This is a genomic window from Pelomonas cellulosilytica (assembly GCF_021353265.1).
Lineage (GTDB): Bacteria > Pseudomonadota > Gammaproteobacteria > Burkholderiales > Burkholderiaceae_C > Pelomonas > Pelomonas cellulosilytica.
Genome location: NZ_JAJTWU010000001.1, coordinates 727,101 through 741,526 on the forward strand (window position 1 = coordinate 727,101; position 14,426 = coordinate 741,526).

Genomic DNA, 14,426 nt, shown 5'->3' on the forward strand with positions numbered 1-14,426 from the left:
TGACGTTTCAAAAGAGGGACAGGTTCTCGCGCGCGGGCTCGGCGGTGCGCTCGGGCGGCGGTGCCAACGCTTCGCTGGCATGGACGAGGTTGCCGATGCGCACGCCCATCAGCCGCAGCCGCTTGTCGAACGTCACGCGCTTCAGGCACAGGCCGGCGGCGTGGCGGATGTCGGCAGCGGCGGTGATGGGGCGCTTCAGCGTCTGGTCGCGCGTGACGGTCACGAAGCCCTCGAAGCGCAGCTTGATACCCACCGTCTTGCCGGCAATGCGCTTGCGCGCGAGGTCGCCCGCCAGGCGCTCGCAGAGGTCGTCCAGGATGCCGCCGAGCAGCGCCTTGTCGTGCACGACGTGCAGGTCGCGCTCGAAGGTGGTCTCGCGACTGACCGACACCGGCTCGCTGTGCGTGACGACGGGCCGCGAATCCCGCCCATGCGCCGCGTTGTGCAGCCAGTGGCCGTAGCTGTCGCCGAACTGCTCGACGAGCCAGCGCGGGTCCGCCGCGGCGATGTCCCCCACCGTCTGCAGCCCGAGCTTGACGAGCTTGTCGCCGGCCTTCGGCCCGATGCCGTTGATCTTGCGCACCGCCAGCGGCCAGATCAGCCGCGGAATGTCGTCCAGCGTCAGCACGGTGATGCCGTCAGGCTTGTCCAGCTCGCTGGCGATCTTGCTGAGCAGCTTGTTGGGCGTGATGCCGATGGAGCAGGTCAGGCCGGTTGCGCGCCAGACGGAGTTCTTGATCTCGCGCGCCACGGCCTTCACGCCGCCCAGCGGGTCGTGGCCCACGGCGTCGCGCACGCCGGGCACGTCGGTCAGGTCGATGTAGATCTCGTCGATGCCGCGATCCTCGATGACCGGCGCCACCTCGGCCACGGCGGCCTTGAACAGCCGGGAATACTTGCGGTAGCTGTCGAAATCGGCCGGCAGCAGGATGGCGTCCGGTGCCCGCAGCGCGGCCTTCATCAGGCCCATGGCCGAGAACACGCCCAGGTCACGGGCGGCATAGGTGCTGGTCGTCACGACGCCGCGGCCCGTGTAGTGGCGCAGTCGGGCGTACTGCCAGGAGCCGTCCTCCAGCTGCCGCGGCGCGTCGGCCCGCCGGCCGCCGATGACGACCGCCTCGCCCTTGAGCTGCGGATAACGCAGCAGCTCGACGGACGCATAGAAGGCGTCCATGTCGAGGTGGGCGATCCAGCGGTCGGGCTGCTGCATGGAGGCCATTGTCCGGTGGGGCTGCTGACGGTGTGGGGCAGCAGCCGCAACCTGGCGATCAGCGTCGGCGCGACGCTTGTGGATGTCACCGGTCGATGGTTTCATTGCGGCCGATGATCCACGCCCACCCCTCCCGTCGCCTGTCCGTCGTCGCGCTGCTGGCGAGTCTGCTGCTGGCCGCCTGTGCCGGCTCTCCCTTCAATGCCCCCCGCAACAAGCCCGCGGTCGCGCAGCCGGCGCAGCGCGTGCAGCGGGCGCCCGACGGAGATATCTACGTCGCGCTGAGCTTCTCCGGCGGTGGCCTGCGGGCGGCCGCGTTCGCCTACGGGGTGTTGGAGGGCTTGCGTGAGCAGCCCTCGGCGCGCGGCCACAGCCTGCTGGACGACGTCAAGTTCGTCACCAGCGTCTCGGGCGGCTCGCTGACCGCGGCCTATTTCGGGCTGCACGGGCCGGACGGCATGGTGGCCTTTCGCGATAAGGTGTTGATGCGCGACGGCGAGGCCGGCCTGCGTTTCAGCCTGCTTAACCCGAACAACCTGATGCGGCTGATGGCCGGGGGCATCAACGACCGCAGCAACTTCAACGACTGGCTGGACCGCGACGTGTTCCGTGGTGCCACCTTCGCCGATCTGTTCCGGCGGGAGCGGCCGGTGGTGTGGATCAACGCGAGCAACACGCAGTACCGGCTGGCGTTTCCGTTCCACGAGCGGGCCTTCGACGCCATCTGCAGTGACCTGGCGAGCTTCCCGGTGTCGGAGGCGGTTGCCGCGTCGATGGCGGTGCCGCTGTTCTTCGCGCCAGTCGTGCTGGAGAAGTTCCCGGAGGCCTGTCAGACGCCGTTGATCGCCGGCCCTGTCGACCGCGGCGCCGAGCGCGACGACCAGTACCGGCTGCGCCTGGCGCTGCTGCGCGCGCTGAAGGATTTCCGCGACCCCAAAGCCGGTCGCTACCTGAAGCTGGTGGACGGCGGCGTGACGGACAACCTGGGCCTCGTCAGCATCCTGCAGAGCCGCGTGTTGCTGAACACGCCCTACGGCCCCATCTCCGAACAGGACGCCGCGACGATGCGGCGACTGCTGTTCATCGTCGTCGACGCCGGCCAGGGCCCCAGCGGCGACTGGAGCCGCGAGGTGACCGGGCCGTCGGGCGTGGACATCGCGACCGCCGCGGTGGACACGGCCATCGAGAGCACGATGCGCATGAGCTATGCCTACTTCGTGCCGATGGCGCGACGCTGGGAGCGCGACCTGGTCACCTGGCGCTGCTCGCTGCCAGATGAGCGCAAGGCCGCGCTGCGCGCTGCCAATCCCGACTGGCGTTGCGAGGACTTGAAGTTCGCCGTGACGCAGATCAGCTTCGGCGACCTGCCGGATTCCGAGGAGGCGGCGCTGAACGCCATTCCGACGCGGCTGAAGCTGCCCGCCGAGCAGATCGATCGCCTCATCGCCGCGGCGCGCCAGGCCGTCTCCGCCGATGGCGTCGTCACGCGATTTGCGACTACCGTCCAGCGCGGCGAGTGATCACCAGAGGTGGTGGACCTGCGGTGCGATGCGACGCCGGTACAGGTCCGCCAGTTGCTGCATCAGCGGCTCGGGCAGCGCGGCCAGGTCGGCGGCACTGACGTTCTCGTCGACCTGCTCGGGCGTGCGTCCGCCGGGGATGGCGGTGCTGACGGCGTCATGCATCAGGATCCAGCGCAGCGCCAGGCGCGCCATGCTGACGCCCGGCGGCAGCAGGCCTCGCAGTTCCTCGACGGCGGCCAGGCCTTGCTCGTAGTCCACGCCCGAAAAGGTCTCGCCCTTGTCGAAGGCCTCGCCCTGGCGGTTGAACTTGCGGTGGTCGTCGTCGCTGAAGTTGCTCTGGCGCGTGAACTTGCCGCTCAGCATGCCGCTGGACAGCGGTAGCCGCGCCAGCACGCCGACCCGGGCCGCCTGTGCAGCGGGCAGGAAGTCCTCGGCGGGGCGCTGGCGGAACAGGTTGAAGATGATCTGCACCGACTGCACGCCTGGGTACTTGATGGCGGCCAGCGCCTCGTCGATGCGCTCGACGCTGACGCCGTAGTGGCGCAGCTTGCCTTGCTTCACCAGGTCGTCCAGCGCGCCGAAGACTTCAGGCATCGCGTAGACGGCGCTCGGCGGGCAGTGCAGTTGCAGCAGCTCTATGGCGTCGACCTCGAGGTTCTGCAGGCTGCGTTCGACGAAGGGCCGCAGGTCCCGGTAGCCCTCGGCGACATGCGGGTTCAACCGTCGGCCGGCCTTGGTGGCCACATGGAAGGGGTCGCTCGGACGCTCCTTGCGCAGCCGGGCGAGCAGCCGCTCGCTGTGGCCGTCGCCGTAGACGTCCGCCGTGTCGAAGAAGTTGACGCCTCGGTCCAGCGCGCGGTGCAGTGCGGCCATCGCGGCCGTGTCGTCGGTCTGGCCCCAGGTGCCGCCGATGGCCCAGGCGCCGAAGCCGATGGCCGAGATGTTCCAGCCGGTGCGGCCGAGCGGGCGATAGATCATGGTGAACCGAGCGGTGTTGGTGACACCACGCAGTGTCGGCCATGGACCAAAGCCCGCGGTAACCGCCGGGGTACGTCAGTCAGGCTTCACCCAGGCCTTGCACCAGCCCTTGGCCATCACGTCCTTGCCGTAGAACAGCGCGCAGCCGCCCGACGGCTTGTCGCCATCGGGTGCGTACAGCTTGCAGTTGGCGCAGGTCTGGCCGGGCACGTAGGTTGGGAAGCGGGCCTTGTTGACCCTAGTTGCATCGGCGTGGTAGCCGGTGGCCTTGGCCTCGTCGTCACTCTCCTGCAGCAGGCTCTGCTCCTGAGCCGCGGCCAGGCCCGTGCCCAGCAGCGGCAGGGCCTGGACGAGGCGGCGGCGCGTGATCGACGCCATGGCTCAGAGGACCTCGGAGGCGAAATCCGCGAGGCGGGAGCGCTCGCCACGCGCCAGCGTCACGTGGCCACTGTGGGCCCAGCCCTTGAAGCGGTCCACCGCGAACGTGAGGCCGGAGCTGCCCTCGGTCAGATAGGGTGTGTCGATCTGCGCCAGGTTGCCCAGGCAGACGATCTTCGTGCCGGGGCCGGCGCGCGTGATCAGCGTCTTCATCTGCTTGGGCGTCAGGTTCTGCGCCTCGTCGATGATGACGAACTTGTTCAGGAACGTGCGGCCGCGCATGAAGTTCAGACTCTTGATCTTGATCTTGCTGCGCACGAGGTCGTTGGTGGCGGCGCGGCCCCATTCGCCGGCCGCGTTGTCGCCGCGCGCCAGCACTTCAAGGTTGTCGTCGAGCGCGCCCATCCACGGGCCCATCTTCTCTTCCTCGGTGCCGGGCAGGAAGCCAATGTCTTCGCCCACCGGCACCGTCACGCGGGTGACGATGATCTCGCTGTAGCGGCGGTCGTCCAGCACCTGCGACAGGCCGGCGGCCAGCGTCATCAGCGTCTTGCCGGTGCCGGCCGTGCCGGTCAGCGTGACGAAGTCGCACTCCGGGTCCATCAGAAGGTTCAGCGCGAAGTTCTGCTCGCGGTTGCGGGCCGCCACGCCCCAGACCGAGTTCTTCTGGTGGCCGTAGTCTTTCAGCGTCTTGAGCACTGCCGTCTTGCCGGTGATCTCGGTGACCTTGGCATACAGCGGCGTGGCGCCGGGTGCTTCCAGATAGACCAGCTCGTTGACGAGCAGCGTGGGAACGAGCGGGCCGCTGATGCGGTAGAAGGTCGTGTTGCCCTGCTGCCAGCTCTCCATGGTCTTGCCATGGCGCTCCCAGAAGTCGGCCGGCAGCGCCTGCACGCCGGTGTAGAGCAGGTCGGAGTCTTCCAGCGTTTTGTCGTTGCGGTAGTCTTCCGCGGGCAGGCCCAAAGCGCGGGCCTTGATGCGCATGTTGATGTCCTTGGACACCAGCACGACCTCGCGGCCCGGGTGGAGGCCCTTGAGCGCCTGGACGACGCCGAGGATCTGGTTGTCCGCCTTGCCCTGCGGCAAGCCCTGCGGCAGCGGCGTGTCGATCAGCTCGGTTTGGAAGAACAGCTTGCCCTCGGCCTCGCGGTGGCCGGTGCCCGCCAGCGACAGGCCCTTGCCCATCTCCTCGACGCTGCTGCTCTTGAGGCCGGCGGCCAGTTGGTCCAGCTCGCGACTGACCTGGCGCACGTTGCGGGCGACCTCGGTCATGCCCTTCTTGTGCCCGTCCAGCTCTTCGAGCGTGATCATCGGCAGGTAGACGTCGTGCTCCTCGAAGCGGAACAGCGACATCGGGTCGTGCATCAGCACGTTCGTGTCCAGCACAAAGAGCTTGGCGGCTTCGGCCGGCTTGCGGGTGCGTTTGGCTTTCGGGGCTGCGGCCTTGGCGGGCGCCTTGCTGGCGGCCTTGGTGGGCAGGCCGGGTTTGGCGGCGGGGGGGTGGGCCGCGGGTGTGGGAAGCCGCAGGACTTCGGCCGTCGGGGCGGCGGCCGGTGCCACCGGTGAGGCTGCGGGCGTGACGGTGGGCGGCGTCGCGCGCGGTTTGCTGGGGGTCAGAGTGGCCGAGTAAGCGGAGGCATCGAGGCGGCTGGCGCGTTGTGCAGGAGGCTTGGGCAGTGGCATGTACGGCGGTTCGGCGGCAAGTGAACCCCACGCGATCCCGGCGCCAGAAAGCAAAAAGCCGCACAGGATGAGTGCGGCTTTGCAGTCTGAGACGAGGATGCGACCCGGGGCATGCGGCTGATTATGCACACCTCGCGGGCATCCGCGATGTCGGACAACAACGGATCAGGCTGCTTCCTTCTTGAGGCCCTTCACGGCCTTCAGCACTTCGTCGACGTGGCCGGCGACCTTGATGCCGCGCCACTCGCCCACCAGCACGCCCGTGGGGCTGATCAGGAAGGTCGAACGCTCGATGCCCTTGACCTTCTTGCCGTACATGATCTTGTTCTTGACGACGCCGAACATGTGGCAGAGCTTTTCTTCCGTGTCGGCGATCAGCTCGAACGGCAGCTCCAGCGCCTGCTTGAACTTCTCATGCGAGGCCATGTTGTCGCGCGAGACGCCGAACACGACCGCGCCGGCTTTCACGAAGTCCTTGTGGCGGTCGCGGAATTGCATCGCCTCGGTGGTACAACCCGGCGTGTTGTCTTTCGGGTAGAAATACAGCACGACCGACTTGCCCAGGAAGGCGTTGCCGGTGAACTTCACGCCGCCGGTGGCTTGAGCCTCAATTTCCGGCAGGGGTTTGTTGAGCGCAGGCGTCATTGGGGGGTGCGGCAAGTTGGTGCTCACGGGGTCCCCGGTTCGTGGGTGCTGCTTGTGCAGCAGTTCACGCGGGCGCCCGCAGGCAATAGCCAGTGATTATAAAGCCTCGGCCTCCGGGCCGTCGGCGACGTATTCACGCCTCGATCAGCAGCGCCGCCATCACGTTGCGCCCTTCGCTGGCCAGCACGTTGTAAGTGCGGCAGGCGGCGGCGATGTCCATCACCTCGAAGCCGATGCGTGCTTCCACCAGGCCCCGCCACAGCGCCGGGCTGGGGAACCGCAGCTTCGCTCCGCTGCCGAAGACGACCAGTTCCGGCCGCAGCGCCAGGATCGCTTCGAAATGCGCAGGCTCAAGTTCCTCGAAGCGCGAAGGGGCCCAGGCCACGACGTCGCCTTTCCAGGGCACCAGCACGCTCGCCGTGTGCGGCTGGCCGTTGACCCACACGCCATGGGCGTCGTGGCGGGAGATGTTGTTGCCGCCTTGCGGCTCGTCGAGCTGGAACTTCATCGAAAGACAGGGCGAAACGGGGCGCGGAACCGCAGCGAAAAGGCCGGCCGCGAGTGTCGCCCAGAACGGCAGGCCACATGCCCGGCGCCTTAAACTTCGCAGTCCCCTCAGCGCCCCGCCGGAGCCCCTTTGAAGCCTATTGCCAAGTCCAGCAAGCTCGCCAGCGTCAGCTATGACATCCGTGGCCCGGTGCTGGACAAGGCCCGGCAGATGGAAGAAGAGGGCCAGAAGATCATCAAGCTGAACATCGGCAACACGGCCGTGTTCGGTCTGACACCGCCGGACGAGATCGTGCAGGACATGATCCGCAACCTCGGCGACGCTGGCGGCTACACGGACAGCAAGGGCCTGTTCGCGCCGCGCAAGGCGGTCGTGCATTACATGCAGCAGAAGGGCGTCAAGGGCGTGACGGTGGATGACGTCTACCTGGGCAACGGCGCGTCCGAGCTGATCCAGATGTCGATCAACGCACTGGTGAACGACGGCGACGAGATCCTGATCCCGGCGCCCGACTTCCCGCTGTACACCGCCGTCGTGGGCCTGTCGGGTGGCCGCCCGGTGCACTACCTGTGCGACGAAGGTGCCGGCTGGCTGCCCGACCTCGCCGACATCGAGTCCAAGATCACGCCGCGCACGCGCGGCATCATGGTCTGCAACCCGAACAACCCGACCGGCGCGCTGTACCCCAACGACCTGTTGCTGGGCATCATCGAACTGGCCCGCAAGCACCAGCTCGTCGTCTTCGCTGACGAGATCTACGACAAGACGCTGTACGACGGCAACACGCACACCGCCATGGCGTCGCTGGCCGACGACGTGCTGTTCATCACCTTCAACGGCCTGTCAAAGAACTACCGCAGCTGCGGCTACCGCGCCGGCTGGATGGTCGTCAGCGGCGAGAAACGCCATGCCCGCGACTACATCGAGGGCCTGAACATGCTGGCCTCGCTGCGGCTGTGTTCCAACACGCCGGGCCAGCTCGCCATCCAGACGGCGCTGGGCGGCTACCAGAGCATCGACGACCTCGTCGCGCCCACCGGCCGCCTGGCCCGCCAGCGCGACCTGGCCTACGAGCTGCTGATGCAGATTCCCGGTGTCAGCGTCGTCAAGCCGAAGGCCGCGCTCTACATGTTCCCGCGCCTGGACCCGAAGATGTATCCCATCGCCGACGACCAGCAGTTCGCCTACGAGCTGCTGGCCGACGAAAAGGTCCTGATCGTCCAGGGCACCGGCTTCAACTGGCCCGAGCACGACCACTTCCGCCTCGTCTTCCTGCCCAACGTGGACGACCTGCGCGAGGCCATTGGCCGCATCGAACGTTTCCTGGCGGGTTATCGCCGCCGCCACTCTTCCTGATTCCCCGTTGTCTGAAAGCCCTGCAATGAAAGCGATTCAAGTCGGCCTGATCGGCCTCGGCACCGTCGGTGCCGGCACCTTCAACGTCCTGCAGCGCAACCAGACCGAGATTCGTGGCCGCGCCGGCCGGGGCATCGAGATCGCGATGGTTGCCGCCCGCAATGCCGAGCGCGCCAAGGCCTACCAGGCCATCGTGGGCGACGGCGTGCCCTGCACGGGCGACGCGCAGCAGCTCGTCAACAACCCCGCCATCGACATCGTCGTCGAGCTGATCGGCGGCATCGAGCCGGCCCGCACGCTGGTGCTGCAGGCCATCGCCAACGGCAAGCACGTCGTGACGGCCAACAAAGCGCTGCTGGCGTTGCACGGCAGCGAGATCTTTGCGGCGGCGCGCGAGAAGGGCGTCACGGTGGCCTTCGAGGCGGCCGTGGCCGGCGGCATCCCCATCATCAAGGCGCTGCGCGAAGGCCTGACGGCCAACCGCATCGAGTGGATCGCCGGCATCATCAATGGCACGACGAACTTCATCCTGTCGGAGATGCGCGGCAAGGGCCTGGACTTCGCGACCGTGCTGAAGGAGGCCCAGCGCCTGGGCTATGCCGAGAGCGACCCGACCTTCGACATCGAAGGCGTGGACGCTGCCCACAAGCTGACCCTCATGAGCGCTATCGCCTTTGGCGTGCCGGTGCAGTTCGATAAGGCCCATGTGGAGGGCATTTCCAGCCTGCAGGCCACCGACATCAAGTACGCCGAGCAGCTCGGCTACCGCATCAAGCTGCTGGGCATCACGCGCCGTCGCGACAAGGGCATCGAGCTGCGCGTGCACCCGACGTTGATTCCGTCCAGCCGCCTCATCGCCAATGTCGAAGGCGCGATGAACGCCGTCGTCGTGCAGGCCGATGCCGTCGGCACGACGCTGTACTACGGCAAGGGGGCCGGTGCCGAGCCGACCGCGTCGGCCGTCGTCGCCGACCTGGTCGACGTGACCCGCCTGGCCACGGCCGACCCTGACCACCGCGTGCCCCACCTGGCCTTCCAGCCCGACGCCATGAGCGACACGCCGGTGCTGCCGATGGCCGACGTGCACACCGCCTTTTACCTGCGCCTGGTCGTCGCCGACCAGGCCGGCGTGCTGTCGCGCATCACGACCATCCTGGCCGAGCATGACATCTCCATCGACGCCGTGCTGCAGCGCGAGTCCGCCGACGGCGAGCGCCAGACCGACCTCATCATCCTGACACACGACACCGCCGAAGGCCGCATGAACGAGGCGCTGGCCAAGATGCAGGGGTTGCCCACCGTGCTCGCGCCCATCGTGCGCATCCGCAAGGAAGAGCTGGCCTAAATCCATCGGACTGCCATGAAATACATCAGCACCCGCGGCGACCAGATCGAGCGCGGCTTCTCCGACATCCTGCTCGAAGGCCTGGCGCCCGACGGCGGCCTCTACCTGCCCAAGACCTACCCCAAGGTCGAGGCCGCTACGTTGACCCGCTGGCGCGGCCTGGCCTACGCCGACCTCGCGTTCGAGATCCTGTCGCTCTACATCGACGACATCCCCGCCGACGACCTGCGCGCCATCACGCGCCGCGTCTACACGGCCGAGGTGTTCGGCACCGAGCAGATCACGCCGCTGACGTGGCTGGGCGAAGGCATCGCGCTGGAAGGCCTGTCCAACGGCCCAACCCTCGCCTTCAAGGACATGGCGATGCAGCTGCTCGGCGCGCTGTTCGAGTATGAGCTGGGCCGCCGCGGCGAAACGCTGAACATCCTGGGTGCCACTTCCGGCGACACCGGCAGCGCAGCCGAGTACGCGATGCGCGGCAAGAAGGGCGTGCGCGTCTTCATGCTCAGCCCCGAGGGCCGCATGAGCCCGTTCCAGCAGGCGCAGATGTTCAGCCTGCAGGACGCCAACATCCACAACATCGCCGTGAAGGGCGTGTTCGACGACGCGCAGGACATCGTCAAGGCCGTGTCCAACGATCTGGCCTTCAAGCGCGAACACCGCATTGGCACGGTGAACAGCATCAACTGGGCGCGGCTGCTTGCCCAGGTCGTCTACTACTTCGCCGGCTATTTCCAGGCCACGAAGTCGAACGACCAGAAGGTCAGCTTCACGGTGCCGTCGGGCAACTTCGGCAACGTCTGCGCTGGCCACGTCGCGCGGCAGATGGGCCTGCCCATTGCCAGGCTGGTCGTCGCTACCAACGAGAACGACGTGCTGGACGAGTTCTTCCGCACCGGCAACTACCGCCCGCGCGGCACGGCCGACACGCACGAGACGTCCAGCCCGTCGATGGACATCTCCAAGGCCAGCAACTTCGAGCGATTCGTGTTCGACCTGTTGGGCCGCGACGGCGCCCGCGTGAAGCAGTTGTTCACGGCGCCGAACTTCGAGCTGAGCGCTGGCGAGCATGCCGACATCGCGGGCTTCGGCTTCAGCTCCGGCCGCAGCACGCACGCGGACCGCGTCGCCACGATCCGCCGCTGCCACGCCGAGCACGGCATCGTCATCGACCCGCACACTGCGGACGGCCTCAAGGTGGCGCTGGAGAAGCACGAGCCCGGCACGACGATGCTGGTGCTGGAGACGGCGCTGCCCGCCAAGTTCGCCGCCACGATCCACGAGGCGCTAGGCATCGAGCCGCCGAGGCCCGCGGGCCTCGAAGGCATCGAGAACCTGCCCAAGCGCGTCAAGGTCATGCCGGCCGATGTCGAACAGGTGAAGGCCTACATCCACGCCCATGTCGGACACGCCGCCTAAGCCGTTCAAGCCGCTGACACCGCTGGAGGACGCGCTGGCGTCGCTGCTGGCGCAGGTCCAGCCGCTCACGGCCACCGAGACACTGCCCACGGCGCAGTTGCGTGGCCGCGTGCTGGCAAGCGACCTCGTCTCGCCGGTGGACGTGCCGCCCGAGGACAACTCGGCGATGGACGGCTACGCGCTGCGCGCCGCCGATGCCGGTGCCGAGCTGCCCGTCACGCAGCGCATCCCCGCCGGCAGCGCGCCCGCGCCGCTGGCCGCCGGCGAAGCCGCGCGCATCTTCACCGGCGCGCAGGTGCCGCCGGGCGCCGACACGGTCGTCATGCAGGAGTTCACCGAGCTGGTGGACGGCCGGCTGCGCATCACGCAACCCGTCAAGGCCGGCCAGCATGTGCGCCGCCGCGGCGAGGACGTGCGCGCCGGCACGGTCGTGCTGCCGGCCGGTACCCGGCTGGACGCCGTTTCGCTGGGCCTGGCCGCCACGGCCGGTGCTGCCGAACTGATGGTCACGCGCCGCCCGCGCGTCGCGCTGTTTTCGACCGGCGACGAGCTCGTCATGCCCGGCGAGCCGTTGCCGCCCGGCGCGATCTACAACTCCAACCGCTTCACGCTGCGCGCGCTGCTTGAAGGCCTGGGCTGCGAGGTCATCGACCTGGGCATCGTGCCGGACCAGCTCGATGCCACGCGGGCCGCTCTGCGTGAGGCCGCCTCGCAAGCCGATCTGATCCTCACGTCGGGCGGCGTCTCGGTCGGCGAGGAAGACCACCTGCGCCCCGCCGTGCAGGCCGAAGGCCAGCTGGACCTGTGGGCCATCGCCATCAAGCCGGGCAAGCCGTTCGCGTATGGCCGGGTCGGGGAGGCGCACTTCATCGGCCTGCCGGGCAATCCGATGTCCAGCGTCGTCACTTTCTTCGTGCTTGTGCGCCCGGCGCTGCTGAAGCTGCAGGGCGCCACGAAGCTGGCACCCCGCGGCTACCAGCTCGCCGCCGGCTTCGACTGGCCCAGGCCCGACAAGCGCCGCGAGTTCCTGCGCGTGCGGCTGGACGACGCCGGCCACCTCGCGCTGCTGGGCAACCAGGGCAGCGGCGTGCTGACCTCGGCGTTCTTCGCCGATGGCTTGCTGGACAACCCGCCGGGCCAGGCCTTCAGCGCCGGGGATGCGGTGCGCTTCATCCCGTTCGCGGAGCTGCTTGCATGACGGTCACCGTGCGATTGCGCTTCTTCGCATCGCTGCGAGAGAAGCTGGGCGAAGGTGAGGCGCTGAGCCTGCCCGACGGGAGCACGGTGGCTGACGTGCGTGAGGCGCTGCGCGCCCGCGGTGGCGTGCATGCCGAGGCGCTGGCGCCCGGCCGCGCGGTGCGCTCGGCGCTGAACCAGACGATGAGCGCCGAATCGGCGACGCTGGCTGACGGCGACGAACTGGCCTTCTTCCCGCCCGTCACCGGCGGCTGAAGCCTTGGAAGGCTTGCACCTGACGGCGGACCTGCGCGGCGTGGACGCTGCGCTGCCGCCGATGCGCGATGTCGACGCGCTCGCGACGCTGTGCCGCGGTGCGGTGGCCGAGGCCGGCCTGACCGGCGTGGCGGAGCTGTTCCACCGCTTCTCGTCGGATGACCCGCAGAGCGGCATCACCGGCGTCGTGCTGCTGGCCGAATCGCATGTGGCCGTGCACACTTGGCCAGAGCTGGGCGGCGTGACGCTGGACGTCTACGTCTGCAACTACGGCGCCGACAACTCGGCCAAGGCCGAGGCGTTGATGACTGCGCTGGTCGCGGCATTCGCGCCGGCGTCGGTGGCCCGTCAGAGCCTGAGCCGCGCCGCGGCTTGAACGCCGGCCGTGTAGGCCTCCTCGAATACTGAATAGCCGCCCAGGTCCGCGTGCGCGACGACGACGCGGCCGCGTGCTTCATTCAACGCGGCGAGCGCTGCCGAGCCGCGCACACCCGGCACCGGGATGCTCATTGCGTGGCCGAAGCGACACAGGTCGATGCGTGACAGCTTGCCCGGCAGGTCGGGGTGGGTCTGCGCGAGGTCGTCGAGCACCACGCGCGCCCAGTGTTGCCAGGGCTGCTGCAGCAGCTCGCCGCGTTGCGACTCGGGCAGCGCGACGTAGGCGGTCAGCAACGGCGGCCGGGGTGTCGGGTCCAACAACTGGTGACGGGCATCGACGTACCCCAGCGCCATGCTGCCGTAGCGCACGTTGTCCCAGGACGGCGGTGCGCCGGGGCGCAGTAGCAGCGGCTCGCCCAGTGCGAGGTTGGCGGTCAGCCAGGGGGCGTGTCGATGCCGGCCGGCGGCCTGGCGCAGTGCGTGGGGCGGGTCGGCCAGAAGACGGGTCGCCATGAAGAGTGGCGTGGCCAGCACGACGGCGCGGGCCTGCCAGCGCTCGGGCGAGTTGGTGGCTTCGTTCCAGGCCAGCAGTTCGACGCCGTCCCGGCCCTCGGTCACGCGCAGCACCGTGCGGCCCAGGTGCAGCCGGTCGCGCAGCGGCTCGGCCAGTTTGGCGCTGAGCCAGCCGTTGCCTTCCGGCCAGGTGAGCACGGGCTCGCGCTCGGCCGCTTCGTCGCCGGGGGCATGGAAGCCGTGGCGGCTGGCGAAGTAGTGCAGGCCGGCCCAGGCCGAGACGGTCGCCGCGCCGGCGCCGTAGTCGTCGCGGCAGCAGTAGTCGAGGTACCAGCGCAGCCGCGTGTCGGTCAGCGCCTGCCCGTCTAGCCAGGCGGCGAATGTCTGTGCGTCCAGCGCCGCGTGGCCCGCCGTCCAGCCGGCGCGGCGCGTGGGCATCGCAAAGCCCAGCTCGCGCTGGGCTTGCGTGACCAGCGCTGAGAAGCGCCGGTACTGGGCCCGGGCCGTGTCGTTCCCGGGCGGTGGCAGCAGGCCGTCGTGCCATTCGCCGTCGATGAACAGGCGCTCCTGGGGGCTGTGGCACAGATGGCGCTCGTCCCAGACGGTGCGGCCGAAGGCTTCGCGGGCCAGGCCCAGCTCATGCATCAGCTCGGCCACTTCGCGGGCCTGCTCGCCGGGCAGCGGCAGGTAGTGCGCGCCGAGCGGGCAGGGCGTGCCGGCCAGTGCATGGCCTCGGCTGTTGCCGCCGGCCTGGTCTTCCAGGTCCAGCAGCGCGAGGTCGTCGATGCCGCGCCTGGCCAGCGCGCGCGCGCTGGCCAGGCCTGCGATGCCGGTGCCGACGATGAGCACGCCGGCCTTCTTCAGTGGGCCGTCGGCGCGCGGCAGTTCGCTGCGCAGCCGGTGGCCGCGCTCCGGGTGGGTGCCGACCCAGCCGCCTTGCAGCGGTGCGTCGTTGCTGCTGCAGCCGGCCGCCAGCAGGCCCAGCAGCAGGCTGCGGCGGTGCAGGCCGGTCGGCGAGGAATCGAAGTCGTGGCGCAA

The 14,426-nt window shown here is 68.8% G+C and carries 14 protein-coding genes; 7 read left to right on the forward strand and 7 right to left on the reverse strand.

Annotated elements, in window-relative coordinates; genetic code table 11:
* Positions 1 to 7 precede the first annotated feature (7 nt).
* Complete coding sequence (gene dinB / locus LXT13_RS03145) at positions 8 to 1,210, reverse strand: DNA polymerase IV (RefSeq protein ID WP_233370144.1); 1,203 nt, start codon at positions 1,208 to 1,210, stop codon at positions 8 to 10.
* A 113-nt stretch (positions 1,211 to 1,323) separates the two neighbouring features.
* On the opposite strand from dinB, the gene LXT13_RS03150 reads away from it, so the two are divergent.
* Positions 1,324 to 2,730 (forward strand): patatin-like phospholipase family protein, encoded by a 1,407-nt coding sequence (locus LXT13_RS03150; protein WP_233370145.1) that lies wholly within the window; start codon positions 1,324 to 1,326, stop codon positions 2,728 to 2,730.
* Here LXT13_RS03150 and LXT13_RS03155 read toward each other — a convergent pair whose 3' ends face one another.
* The 5 genes from LXT13_RS03155 to LXT13_RS03175 all read right to left on the reverse strand — a co-directional run bounded on the left by LXT13_RS03155 (position 2,731) and on the right by LXT13_RS03175 (position 6,925).
* A complete protein-coding gene (locus LXT13_RS03155; protein ID WP_233370146.1) occupies positions 2,731 to 3,711 on the reverse strand; it encodes an aldo/keto reductase in 981 nt (326 codons plus the stop codon).
* A gap of 75 nt (positions 3,712 to 3,786) precedes the next feature.
* A complete protein-coding gene (locus LXT13_RS03160; RefSeq protein ID WP_233370147.1) occupies positions 3,787 to 4,089 on the reverse strand; it encodes a high-potential iron-sulfur protein in 303 nt (100 codons plus the stop codon).
* Between the two features lie 3 nt (positions 4,090 to 4,092).
* Entirely contained in the window at positions 4,093 to 5,772 is a 1,680-nt protein-coding gene (locus tag LXT13_RS03165) for a PhoH family protein (RefSeq protein ID WP_233370148.1), read from the reverse strand.
* Between the two features lie 165 nt (positions 5,773 to 5,937).
* Positions 5,938 to 6,417, reverse strand: a complete 480-nt coding sequence (locus tag LXT13_RS03170; RefSeq protein WP_233370149.1) for a peroxiredoxin — start codon at positions 6,415 to 6,417, stop codon at positions 5,938 to 5,940.
* A gap of 133 nt (positions 6,418 to 6,550) precedes the next feature.
* A complete protein-coding gene (locus LXT13_RS03175; protein WP_233370150.1) occupies positions 6,551 to 6,925 on the reverse strand; it encodes an Mth938-like domain-containing protein in 375 nt (124 codons plus the stop codon).
* Between the two features lie 129 nt (positions 6,926 to 7,054).
* Here LXT13_RS03175 and LXT13_RS03180 point away from each other — a divergent pair, with 129 nt between their 5' ends.
* The 6 genes from LXT13_RS03180 to speD are packed head-to-tail and all read left to right on the forward strand — an operon-like array spanning position 7,055 to position 12,873.
* The gene (locus LXT13_RS03180) at positions 7,055 to 8,281 is read left to right on the forward strand and encodes a pyridoxal phosphate-dependent aminotransferase (RefSeq protein ID WP_233370151.1); all 1,227 of its coding nucleotides are present in this window, start codon (positions 7,055 to 7,057) and stop codon (positions 8,279 to 8,281) included.
* A gap of 25 nt (positions 8,282 to 8,306) precedes the next feature.
* Positions 8,307 to 9,626, forward strand: a complete 1,320-nt coding sequence (locus tag LXT13_RS03185) for a homoserine dehydrogenase (RefSeq protein ID WP_233370152.1) — start codon at positions 8,307 to 8,309, stop codon at positions 9,624 to 9,626.
* Positions 9,627 to 9,641: 15 nt separating this feature from the next.
* Positions 9,642 to 11,045 (forward strand): threonine synthase, encoded by a 1,404-nt coding sequence (gene thrC, locus LXT13_RS03190; protein WP_233370153.1) that lies wholly within the window; start codon positions 9,642 to 9,644, stop codon positions 11,043 to 11,045.
* Complete coding sequence (locus tag LXT13_RS03195; protein ID WP_233370154.1) at positions 11,026 to 12,243, forward strand: molybdopterin molybdotransferase MoeA; 1,218 nt, start codon at positions 11,026 to 11,028, stop codon at positions 12,241 to 12,243. The genes thrC and LXT13_RS03195 overlap by 20 nt, the downstream gene beginning before the upstream one ends.
* Positions 12,240 to 12,497, forward strand: a complete 258-nt coding sequence (moaD, locus tag LXT13_RS03200) for a molybdopterin converting factor subunit 1 (RefSeq protein ID WP_233370155.1) — start codon at positions 12,240 to 12,242, stop codon at positions 12,495 to 12,497. Before LXT13_RS03195 ends, moaD begins: the two co-directional genes overlap by 4 nt.
* Positions 12,498 to 12,501: 4 nt before the next feature.
* Positions 12,502 to 12,873 carry an adenosylmethionine decarboxylase gene (speD, locus tag LXT13_RS03205; protein ID WP_233370156.1) on the forward strand — a complete coding sequence of 124 codons (372 nt, stop codon included), beginning with the start codon at positions 12,502 to 12,504 and terminating at the stop codon, positions 12,871 to 12,873.
* On the opposite strand, the gene LXT13_RS03210 is transcribed toward speD, so the two are convergent.
* Positions 12,846 to 14,426: a flavin monoamine oxidase family protein gene (locus LXT13_RS03210; RefSeq protein ID WP_233370157.1), complete on the reverse strand. Its 1,581-nt coding sequence runs from the start codon at positions 14,424 to 14,426 to the stop codon at positions 12,846 to 12,848. The genes speD and LXT13_RS03210 overlap by 28 nt on opposite strands.

What these genes read in the sequence shown, in the direction of transcription:
- dinB (WP_233370144.1), bottom strand. Translation starts at nt 1,210, where the DNA reads ATGCAGCAGCCCGACCGCTGGATCGCCCACCTCGACATGGACGCCTTC.
- LXT13_RS03150 (WP_233370145.1), top strand. Translation starts at nt 1,324, where the DNA reads ATGATCCACGCCCACCCCTCCCGTCGCCTGTCCGTCGTCGCGCTGCTG.
- LXT13_RS03155 (WP_233370146.1), bottom strand. Translation starts at nt 3,711, where the DNA reads ATGATCTATCGCCCGCTCGGCCGCACCGGCTGGAACATCTCGGCCATC.
- LXT13_RS03160 (WP_233370147.1), bottom strand. Translation starts at nt 4,089, where the DNA reads ATGGCGTCGATCACGCGCCGCCGCCTCGTCCAGGCCCTGCCGCTGCTG.
- LXT13_RS03165 (WP_233370148.1), bottom strand. Translation starts at nt 5,772, where the DNA reads ATGCCACTGCCCAAGCCTCCTGCACAACGCGCCAGCCGCCTCGATGCC.
- LXT13_RS03170 (WP_233370149.1), bottom strand. Translation starts at nt 6,417, where the DNA reads ATGACGCCTGCGCTCAACAAACCCCTGCCGGAAATTGAGGCTCAAGCC.
- LXT13_RS03175 (WP_233370150.1), bottom strand. Translation starts at nt 6,925, where the DNA reads ATGAAGTTCCAGCTCGACGAGCCGCAAGGCGGCAACAACATCTCCCGC.
- LXT13_RS03185 (WP_233370152.1), top strand. Translation starts at nt 8,307, where the DNA reads ATGAAAGCGATTCAAGTCGGCCTGATCGGCCTCGGCACCGTCGGTGCC.
- thrC (WP_233370153.1), top strand. Translation starts at nt 9,642, where the DNA reads ATGAAATACATCAGCACCCGCGGCGACCAGATCGAGCGCGGCTTCTCC.
- LXT13_RS03195 (WP_233370154.1), top strand. Translation starts at nt 11,026, where the DNA reads ATGTCGGACACGCCGCCTAAGCCGTTCAAGCCGCTGACACCGCTGGAG.
- moaD (WP_233370155.1), top strand. Translation starts at nt 12,240, where the DNA reads ATGACGGTCACCGTGCGATTGCGCTTCTTCGCATCGCTGCGAGAGAAG.